Below are 11,999 nucleotides of genomic sequence, written 5' to 3'. Positions count from 1 at the left end.
AGTGGGTGTTCTTCTCCTTTTCTTTCTTCTGTCCCGAAAACGCTTACTCAAACTCAATTTTTACGATGAAAAAACTCATTACTCATTTGTTGTGCTTTTTATTGATTGCCTTTTGTGGCACGACAACAGTCATCGGACAAACGATGTGTGTGAACACAGGCTCGCCGTCGAGCTCAGGCGGAGGTGCAGTAACCGATTTTGCCCAAAGCTTTACCATGAGTGGTGGCTGCAATGGTGAATTTGCCGGACTCATTGTTTCAGTTTCCGGTATTGTTAGTGATGGTAACCCTGTTTGGAATTTGAACATTTATCAAGGGGATGGTTTTAGCGGAACCCTACAATATTCTCAGACAGGTATGGTATTGACCCAAATTGGAAGCTACCTTCTTATCGAAATTGCTGGAGGCAGTGGCTCCAAGGCGTTCACGAATGGTAATCAATATACCTTTCGGGTTTCCACAGCAGCCCCAATGAACTCTTTTACACCTTTGCACAATACTACCAGTTTTTACGCAGGTGGACAAGCCTATGTCAATGGTACACCGATTAGTGCTGGAGGAGACTTCACAAGAGTAGGTGTATTTACTCAGCCTGCTACCAGTTCCTGCGGAGCAGCAACCCGCCTTTATGTCAAACACGATGCCGGTGGTGCCAATGATGGGACTTCGTGGACGGATGCCTATACCAGCCTGCAAAGCGCCATTGATTATGCACGAGGATGTAGCAATATTCAAGAAATCTGGGTTGCGGCAGGCACTTACAAACCGTCTAAGGATAAAACTGGAAATGACAGCCCGGGTATTTCTAATACCAAAACTTTTTATATCAACTTTCCGGTGGACATTTATGGTGGCTTCGCAGGCACAGAAAGTATGCTTTCTCAGCGAAATATTTCCTCGAACCTGACCATTCTTAGTGGGGATATTGACAATAATGACACCGCCAACCCGGCAGTCACTGCTGCCCATGTACAGGGCACAAATTCTAATATTGTTTTACATATTCAGAATGTGGCACAAGGGGTTACGATGGACGGGTTCACCATTACTGCAGGGAAGCGTGCTTCTGGCTTTTCAGGAGGAGGGATTCACAATGAAGGAATAGGTTTTCCATTTGGTTGTAATGCTACCATCCGCAATTGCAAAATCCAGGGAAATGTCGGACCTGCTGTATTCAATAGTGGTAACCTTAGCGAAAACTCCAGTGGAAAGGCTATTTTATTGCTTGAAAATTCTACTATCTCTGGGAACAGCGAAAGTTTCTATGCCCCTGGAATCTTTTCTAATTCAAATGGAGGGAAAACCATTACTACGGTTACCAATTGTACTTTCTCAAACAATACCTCCACCGCTACCATAACCAGCAATAGTGGGGCTTACAACGAATCTGCACAAAGTGGAAATGGAGAAGCAACTTTTTCCAAGTGTATTTTTAAGGACAACAGCACTACGAGTAATGGAGCAGCAGTTCATGCCAACGGATCCAATGCAGGCAGAGTAAACCACAGCTTTACCAACTGTATTTTTATGAACAACACTGCCGGGGATAAAGGCAGCGTTTATTATGCCAATGGCGCTTCCAGCGGGCGGATCACTTCAACATTCACCAATTGCACCTTTTATAATAATGCTGCTACTAATGGCGGTAGTGCTGTTTACCACACCACAAGTGTTGCTCCGACCAGCCCTATGCTGCTCCGCAATTGTATCTTATGGCAAAACACCAATGAAATCCTGCTCGAAGGCGCAGCCACCATGACGCTTTCCTACAGCCTCATCAACGGCAGCAGTGCTCCAACAGGCGTTACAGCCGATAATAGCCTTTTCAACACCAATCCGATTTTTGTCAACGCAGCAACGGGCAACCTCCGTCTGCAACCCAGCTCTCCAGCCATTAATGTGGGTAATAATGCCCTCATTCCCAATGGTGTAACTACTGATTTGGACGGTAATCCCCGCATCTTCAACAACGGTACGGTGGATATGGGCGCGTATGAGCTTCAGGAAAACCCGCCTGGCGGCACGAGACCCTTTATAACCACTTGGAAAACGAATAACCCTGGCACCTCCAACAGCACCTCCATCACCATTCCTGCCAACGGAACCTACGACGTAGATTGGAACAACGATGGCACCTTCGACCAATTGGGCGTGAGCGGCCCCGTCACCCACAACTTTGGGACGGCTGGTACCTATACTGTGGCTATTCGAGGAGGGCTTACGTCCATACAATTTGGCGATGGAGGAGACAAAGACAAAATCCTGTCCGTGAATCAATGGGGGGATATCGGCTGGATAACAATGTACAGAGCATTTCATGGTTGTTCCAATCTGAACGTGCTGGCCAATGACAGCCCCGATTTAAGTAACGTGACCAACCTGCAAGAAATGTTTCGGAATGCCACTTCTCTCAATGCCAATCTGAACGGTTGGGATGTGAGCAGTGTCACGAATATGTATGGTGTGTTTTCGGAAACAGCCTCTTTCAATCAGCCCCTTTCCAATTGGAATGTTAGTCAGGTTACTGATTTTAGAAGCATGTTTGAGGATGCATCGGTCTTCAATCAACCTTTAAATACCTGGACCCTCAATACGACTCTGGGCGCTAATGTCACCATGCAGTATATGTTTGCAAACGCTGGGGCCTTTAATCAGGATTTGAATTCGTGGAATGTTAGCCGGGTCACCGATATGAGTTTCATGTTTTGGAATGCAACTGCTTTTAACGGAAACATTACCAATTGGAATGTAGGTAACGTTACGTCAATGGATCATATGTTTCGCGGGGCCAACTCATTTAATCAACCCATTGGCGGTTGGAATGTAAGTAATGTGACAAATATGTATGCGATGTTTGCCAACAATACAGCCTTTAATCAGCCCCTTTCCAATTGGAATGTCAGTAAGGTAACTGATTTTGAGATTATGTTTGGGCAGGCCACAGCCTTCAATCAACCCTTGAACTGGACAATCAACACAACCCCGGGCGCTACGGTCACTATGAGGGGTATGTTTAGTTTAAACACAGTTTTCAATCAGGATCTGAATTCGTGGAACGTGAGTCGGGTCACCAACATGAGTAAAATGTTCGAGAATGCAACTGCTTTTAACGGAAACATCACCAATTGGAATGTGAGCAATGTAACCGCAATGGATGAAATGTTTCACAATGCCACATCATTTAACCGAAATGTAGGTAATTGGAACATTGCGAGTGCCACCTCAATGACTGATCTATTTCTTAATTCCGCTATTTCAATGGCCAATTATGATGCGATTCTTATCGGTTGGGATGCCGCCGGCTATACTAACAAAAATTTGGGCAGTGCTTCACCCTTACAATACTGTGCGGGGCAGGCCGCCCGAACCAATCTGGTCAACAACAAAGGTTGGACCATCGCAGGAGATATCTATACGAATGTGTGTTTTCCTGCAGAAATCAACCTCAAAGGCAATGATGTTTCTATTGTAAACGGCGATACTGCTCCTTCTGCCGATGACCATACCGATTTTGGTTCACAAAATGTAAACTCGGGCACCGTCGTCCGCACTTTCACCATCGTAAATACGGCATTGGGGACATTAAATTTGACTGGAAACCCCAACAAAGTAACCATCAGCGGCACAAACGCCGCAGAGTTTACCGTCACCACTCAGCCGACTTCGCCCGTGGCGGCAAATGGCAGTACGACTTTTCAGATCACTTTCAATCCTGCGGCTTCGGGTTTAAGAACAGCTACGGTGAGCATTGCCAACAATACCAGCAATGCAAATCCCTACACCTTCGCCATTCAGGGAACTGGTCTGTGCGATATTACCGTTACAGCTTCTGTGACGCAGCAACCCACTTGTACAACGCCAACGGGGACGATTGTAGTGACAGCACCGCTGGGTCAGGATATTGAATACAGCGTTGGGAATGGTTATCAAACGTCGGCGACATTTAGTGGTTTGGCTCCGAATCCGTATCAGGTGACGGCAAAAAATACGGTAACGGGATGTGTGTCATCGCCGTTGAGTTTGACAGTGAATGCCGTGCCGAACGCGCCCGCCATCCCGACAGCTTCTGTAACGCAGCAGCCTACTTGTACGACACCAACGGGGACAATTGTAGTGACAGCGCCGCTGGGTCAGGATATTGAATACAGCGTTGGCAATGGCTATCAAACGTCGGCGACATTCAGTGGTTTGGCTCCGAATCCGTATCAGGTGACGGCAAAAAATACGTTAACGGGTTGTGTGTCATCGCCATTGAGTTTGACGGTGAATGCGGTGCCGAACGCGCCAGCCCTCCCGACGGCTTCTGTAACGCAGCAGCCCACTTGTACGACACCAACGGGGACAATTGTAGTGACAGCGCCGACGGGTCAGGATATTGAATACAGCGTTGGCAATGGCTATCAAACGTCAGCGACATTCAGTAGTTTGGCTCCGAATCCGTATCAAGTGACGGCAAAAAATACGTTAACGGGTTGTGTATCATCACCTTTGAGTTTGACGGTGAATGCGGTGCCGAACGCACCCGCCATCCCGACAGCGAGTGTGACGCAGCAGCCTACTTGTACGACGCCCACTGGTACGATTGTGGTGACAGCGCCGCTGGGTCAGGATATTGAATACAGCGTTGGCAATGGTTATCAAACGTCAGCGACATTTAGTGGTTTGGCTCCGAATCCGTATCAGGTGACGGCAAAAAATACGTTAACGGGATGTGTGTCATCACCATTGAGTTTGACGGTGAATGCCGTACCGAACGCACCCGCCCTCCCGACAGCTTCTGTAACGCAGCAACCCACTTGTACAACACCAACGGGGACGATTGTAGTGACAGCACCGCTGGGTCAAGATATTGAATACAGCGTAGGCAATGGTTATCAAACGTCGGCGACATTCAGTGGTTTGGCTCCGAATCCGTATCAAGTGACGGCCAAAAATACGTTAACGGGTTGTGTGTCATCGCCATTGAGTTTGACGGTGAATGCGGTGCCGAACGCGCCCGCCCTCCCGATAGCTTCTGTAACGCAGCAACCCACTTGTACAACACCAACGGGGACGATTGTAGTGACAGCACCGCTGGGTCAAGATATTGAATACAGCGTTGGCAATGGTTATCAAACGTCGGCGACATTTAGTGGTTTGGCTCCGAATCCGTATCAAGTGACGGCCAAAAATACGGTAACGGGATGTGTGTCATCGCCTTTGAGTTTGACAGTAAATGCCGTGCCAACTCCACCCGCCATCCCGACGGCTTCTGTAACGCAGCAACCCACTTGTACGACACCAACGGGTACGATTGTAGTGACAGCGCCGACGGGGCAGGATATTGAATACAGCGTTGGCAATGGCTATCAAACGTCAGCGACATTTAGCGGTTTGGCTCCGAATCCGTATCAAGTGACGGCAAAAAATACGTTAACGGGTTGTGTTTCATCACCTTTGAGTTTAACGGTGAATGCCGTACCGAACGCGCCCGCCCTCCCGACAGCTTCTGTAACGCAGCAGCCCACTTGTACAACACCAACGGGTATGATTGTAGTAACAGCGCCGCTGGGGCAAGATATTGAATACAGCGTTGGCAATGGCTATCAAACGTCGGCGACATTCAGCGGATTGCTTCCGAATCCGTACCAAGTAACGGCAAAAAATACGGTAACGGGATGTGTGTCATCGCCATTGAGTTTGACGGTGAATGCCGTGCCGAACGCACCAGCCCTCCCGACGGCTTCTGTAACGCAGCAACCCACTTGTACGACACCAACGGGGACGATTGTAGTGACAGCGCCGCTGGGTCAAGATATTGAATACAGCGTAGGCAATGGTTATCAAACGTCGGCGACATTCAGTGGTTTGGCTCCGAATCCGTATCAAGTGACGGCCAAAAATACGTTAACGGGATGTGTGTCATCGCCATTGAGTTTGACGGTGAATGCGGTGCCGAACGCGCCCGCCCTCCCGATAGCTTCTGTAACGCAGCAACCCACTTGTACAACACCAACGGGGACGATTGTAGTGACAGCACCGCTGGGTCAAGATATTGAATACAGCGTTGGCAATGGTTATCAAACGTCGGCGACATTTAGTGGTTTGGCTCCGAATCCGTACCAAGTGACGGCCAAAAATACGTTAACGGGATGTGTATCATCACCGTTGAGTTTGACGGTGAATGCGGTGCCGAACGCGCCCGCCCTCCCGACAGCGAGTGTAACGCAGCAGCCCACTTGTACAACGCCAACGGGTACAATTGTAGTGACAGCACCGCTTGGTCAGGATATTGAATACAGCGTTGGCAATGGTTATCAAACGTCGGCGACATTCAGTGGTTTGGCTCCGAATCCGTATCAAGTGACGGCAAAAAATACGTTAACGGGTTGTGTGTCATCGCCGTTGAGTTTGACGGTGAATGCGGTGCCGAACGCACCAGCCATCCCGACAGCGAGTGTGACGCAGCAGCCCACTTGTACAACGCCCACTGGTACGATTGTGGTGACAGCGCCGACGGGTCAGGATATTGAATACAGCGTTGGCAATGGTTATCAAACGTCGGCGACATTTAGTGGTTTGGCTCCGAATCCGTATCAAGTGACGGCAAAAAATACGTTAACGGGTTGTGTGTCATCGCCATTGAGTTTGACGGTGAATGCCGTGCCGAACGCACCAGCCCTCCCGACGGCAAGTGTGACGCAGCAGCCCACTTGTACGACACCCACTGGTACGATTGTGGTGACAGCGCCGCTAGGTCAGGATATTGAATACAGCGTTGGAAATGGTTATCAAACGTCGGCGACATTCAGTGGTTTGGCTCCGAATCCGTATCAAGTGACGGCCAAAAATACGTTAACGGGATGTGTTTCATCGCCATTGAGTTTGACGGTGAATGCCGTACCGAACGCGCCCGCCCTCCCGACAGCTTCTGTAACGCAGCAGCCCACTTGTACGACACCAACGGGGACGATTGTAGTGACAGCGCCGCTGGGTCAAGATATTGAATACAGCGTAGGCAATGGTTATCAAACGTCGGCGACATTCAGTGGTTTGGCTCCGAATCCGTATCAAGTGACGGCCAAAAATACGTTAACGGGATGTGTGTCATCGCCATTGAGTTTGACGGTGAATGCGGTGCCGAACGCGCCCGCCCTCCCGATAGCTTCTGTAACGCAGCAACCCACTTGTACAACACCAACGGGGACGATTGTAGTGACAGCACCGCTGGGTCAAGATATTGAATACAGCGTTGGCAATGGTTATCAAACGTCGGCGACATTTAGTGGTTTGGCTCCGAATCCGTACCAAGTGACGGCCAAAAATACGTTAACGGGATGTGTATCATCACCGTTGAGTTTGACGGTGAATGCGGTGCCGAACGCGCCCGCCCTCCCGACAGCGAGTGTAACGCAGCAGCCCACTTGTACAACGCCAACGGGTACAATTGTAGTGACAGCACCGCTTGGTCAGGATATTGAATACAGCGTTGGCAATGGTTATCAAACGTCGGCGACATTCAGTGGTTTGGCTCCGAATCCGTATCAAGTGACGGCAAAAAATACGTTAACGGGTTGTGTGTCATCGCCGTTGAGTTTGACGGTGAATGCGGTGCCGAACGCACCAGCCATCCCGACAGCGAGTGTGACGCAGCAGCCCACTTGTACAACGCCCACTGGTACGATTGTGGTGACAGCGCCGACGGGTCAGGATATTGAATACAGCGTTGGCAATGGTTATCAAACGTCGGCGACATTTAGTGGTTTGGCTCCGAATCCGTATCAAGTGACGGCAAAAAATACGTTAACGGGTTGTGTGTCATCGCCATTGAGTTTGACGGTGAATGCCGTGCCGAACGCACCAGCCCTCCCGACGGCAAGTGTGACGCAGCAGCCCACTTGTACGACACCCACTGGTACGATTGTGGTGACAGCGCCGCTAGGTCAGGATATTGAATACAGCGTTGGAAATGGTTATCAAACGTCGGCGACATTCAGTGGTTTGGCTCCGAATCCGTATCAAGTGACGGCCAAAAATACGTTAACGGGATGTGTTTCATCACCTTTGAGTTTAACGGTGAATGCCGTACCGAACGCGCCCGCCCTCCCGACAGCTTCTGTAACGCAGCAGCCCACTTGTACAACGCCAACGGGGACGATTGTAGTAACAGCGCCGACGGGTCAAGATATTGAATACAGCGTTGGCAATGGCTATCAAACGTCAGCGACATTTAGCGGTTTGGCTCCGAATCCGTATCAAGTGACGGCAAAAAATACGTTAACGGGTTGTGTATCATCGCCATTGAGTTTGACGGTGAATGCGGTGCCGAACGCACCAGCCCTCCCGACAGCTTCTGTAACGCAGCAGCCCACTTGTACGACACCCACTGGTACGATTGTAGTGACAGCACCGCTGGGGCAAGATATTGAATACAGCGTTGGAAATGGTTATCAAACGTCGGCGACCTTCAGTGGTTTGGCTCCGAATCCGTATCAAGTGACGGCAAAAAATACGGTAACGGGATGTGTGTCGTCGCCGTTGAGTTTGACGGTGAATGCCGTGCCGAACGCGCCCGCCCTCCCGACGGCTTCTGTAACGCAGCAGCCCACTTGTACAACACCCACTGGTACGATTGTAGTGACAGCACCGCTGGGGCAAGATATTGAATATAGCGTTGGCAATGGTTATCAAACGTCGGCGACATTTAGTGGTTTGGCTCCGAATCCGTACCAAGTGACGGCCAAAAATACGTTAACGGGTTGTGTGTCATCGCCATTGAGTTTGACGGTGAATGCCGTGCCGAACGCACCAGCCCTCCCGACAGCTTCTGTAACGCAGCAGCCCACTTGTACGACACCCACTGGTACGATTGTGGTGACTGCGCCCACGGGTCAGGATATTGAATACAGCGTTGGCAATGGTTACCAAACGTCGGCGACATTTAGTGGTTTGGCTCCGAATCCGTATCAAGTGACGGCCAAAAATACGTTAACGGGTTGTGTGTCATCGCCATTGAGTTTGACGGTGAATGCCGTGCCGAACGCACCAGCCCTCCCGACGGCAAGTGTGACGCAGCAGCCCACTTGTACGACACCCACTGGTACGATTGTGGTGACTGCGCCCACGGGTCAGGATATTGAATACAGCGTTGGCAATGGTTATCAAACGTCGGCGACCTTCAGTGGTTTAGCTCCGAATCCGTATCAAGTGACGGCAAAAAATACGTTAACGGGTTGTGTGTCATCGCCATTGAGTTTGACGGTGAATGCGGTGCCGAACGCACCAGCCCTCCCGACAGCTTCTGTAACGCAGCAGCCCACTTGTACGACACCCACTGGTACGATTGTAGTGACAGCACCGCTGGGGCAAGATATTGAATATAGCGTTGGCAATGGTTATCAAACGTCGGCGACATTTAGTGGTTTGGCTCCGAATCCGTATCAAGTGACGGCAAAAAATACGTTAACGGGATGTGTGTCATCGCCATTGAGTTTGACGGTGAATGCGGTGCCGAACGCACCAGCCATCCCGACAGCGAGTGTAACGCAGCAGCCCACTTGTACGACACCCACTGGTACGATTGTAGTGACAGCACCGCTGGGGCAAGATATTGAATATAGCGTTGGCAATGGCTATCAAACGTCAGCGACATTCAGTGGTTTGGCTCCGAATCCGTATCAAGTGACGGCAAAAAATACGGTAACGGGTTGTGTGTCATCGCCATTGAGTTTGACGGTGAATACCGTTGTTAGTTCGCTGCTCACGGCCACGTTAAGTGGAACTGTTGTACTATGCAAAGGCAGTTCCGCTCCACTTCTCACCTTCACGGGGAGTAGCGGCGTTGCACCATATACATTCAGCTATCAGATAAACGGGGGTAATTTACAGGAGGTCACGACAACGAGCGGAAGTTCGAGTGCGACAGTAAATCAAAGCACAAGTACAGAAGGCATCTATACATATACGTTAGTAAGTGTACGAGATGCGAACTGTTCACAAACTCAGAGTGGTAGCGCGGTGGTTACTGTGCAGGGTAAGCCTACTATTGTACTGAATACGTTACAACAAAGCCTAAATGAAGGCAACACACAAGTTTTTTGCGATACAGATGCGAATCCTGTTAACGGTTTGCAGTTTACAGTTTCGGGTTTATGTGTAGTGGGAAATCCAGTTTGGCGAGTACAAGTGGGCAGTGGTTCATGGAGTGAATGGTCGGCGACAGCCCCAGTTACCCAATCATCCAATAACCAACCGCACCGCTACCAAGCGGCCTGTGATGTGAGTTGTCCAGTGACTTATACGAATCCTATTGAATTGACGATTAATTACCGCGCTTCGGTTCCTCAGAATGTGTCGATGTTGGTGGACGGGGTGACAGTAGCAGCGGGGGAAACCAAAGAAGTGTGTAGTCTGACCAACAGTCCGATTTCGTTTACAGCCAATTGTGGTGCAGGAGAATTGCTTCTTTATTCAGTTGATGGTGGGGAATACAGCGCAGGTGTTCCCTTGGGATTGCTTGACAATCAGTTTCATAACTACCGCGTACGCTGCCGTAAATCGGACGGTACGTCATCGTGTGTGGAGAGTGAATCGGGAGTGATGCGGTTAAAATTAGTGAATATTCCAACTGCACCTACCGTTTCGCTATCCCCTACAAGCAGTTGTAATCCATCTTCAATTTTCAGCGGTCAATCTTCATGCGGGAGCTTGCGGACGGTTTGGTACAACGCCACCACGAACGTTTCATTATCGAGTCTTCCCTCGACCGTTCCAAGTGAAACGACGTCTTACTACGCACGATGCCAAACCGAAAACGGCTGTGTGAGTGAAAAGAGTAATGTGGTGACGTTTACGGTGATACCTATTCATGTAGCTCCGATAGTGACGGTCTCGCAAGAAATAGTGTGTACAGGAACCACGGTGACGGTGTCGGCGAATTGTCCAGTGGGGAGTCAAACGTTTTGGAATACGGGCGTAACGACGCCAAGTTTTGAGGTAGCATTTAGCAACGTAACGAAGCAGAGTTACTGGGCGAAGTGCGTTTTTGAGGGCGGTTGCCAGAGTGCGGAGAGTAACCGTAAAGAGGTATCTTGGAAGGCATTTGTGGTGAGTTTGATCAACATTGGAGAGTCTAAGTCGGCGACAAAGATTAACGACCGCGCGGCGTGGAGTAGTCAATTTATTACTGCCGATGGCGGGCCAGAGTTAGATCAAAGCACGCAGCAGAGCCCGACGTTGTACTACGTTGAGAATGCGAATAAAATGGCGCCACGTTATTGGACGATTCATGCGGATGCGTGTGCCTTAGGTACGAATGGTTCATTGACGTTTGACATGTTGGCCACGCCCGAGATGGGGGTAATTCGTTCCTTCAACACGCACGAGAACAATGCGCCGTACTTTATGTATGCCAACCGCGAAGGTTGGACGGAGCTATACGGCCCCAACCACCCCGCGTATGGATTTTATGAGGACAACGGTTCAGGCGGCAACGTTTATGACGCGGGTTTACCAAAAGGCTTGTACAAGTTGAGTATTCGCTATTGGGACATGAAGGGGTGGGGGAGCATTTATCCCTCGACGCGGAAGCCTCAAGGGAATGTGCTGGCGTACCAAGAATATTGGTTCAGAATCCAGTCGAAAGACGGGGTAGGCGTGGGCGCAGCGAGAGAAATGGCAAATGGGCAAGAGGCAAAAGGCAAAGGGCAAGGGTCGGATAACGGAAAACAGCTAACCGATAACGGTGTCTTTGCCACTGTCCTTCCCAACCCCGTCACCAACATTCTCCGCTTGAAAGTGCAAGACAGCAAAGGGCAAATGGTGCAGACTACCTTGACTGACGCAGCAGGTCGTGAGGTGTTGAGCCGCCAATTTACTCCTGAGACCAACACGCACCAAGAGGAGTTTGGGGTGAGTGAGTTGCCGACGGGGATGTATTTCTTGAAGGTAACCACGCCTGACAAACAAGCGACGCTGAAGGTAGTAAAAGTAGATTAACAAACAGAGTGAAATGATTGAATG

1 protein-coding gene is annotated in these 11,999 nt (G+C 49.9%); it reads left to right on the top strand.

Going from position 1 to position 11,999, the window contains the following annotated elements:
- The first annotated feature begins 65 nt into the window (after positions 1 to 65).
- Positions 66 to 11,975 carry a BspA family leucine-rich repeat surface protein gene (locus tag DTQ70_RS14815; protein ID WP_122931526.1) on the top strand — a complete coding sequence of 3,970 codons (11,910 nt, stop codon included), beginning with the start codon at positions 66 to 68 and terminating at the stop codon, positions 11,973 to 11,975.
- Positions 11,976 to 11,999 lie beyond the last annotated feature (24 nt).

This window comes from Runella sp. SP2 (assembly GCF_003711225.1).
GTDB lineage: Bacteria > Bacteroidota > Bacteroidia > Cytophagales > Spirosomataceae > Runella.
Note: the sequence above shows the minus strand (reverse complement) of the source record. Positions and strands in the feature narration are given on the sequence as shown.

Excerpts from the sequence above, each read along its gene's own strand:
- DTQ70_RS14815 (WP_122931526.1), top strand. The coding sequence starts at position 66 with ATGAAAAAACTCATTACTCATTTGTTGTGCTTTTTATTGATTGCCTTT.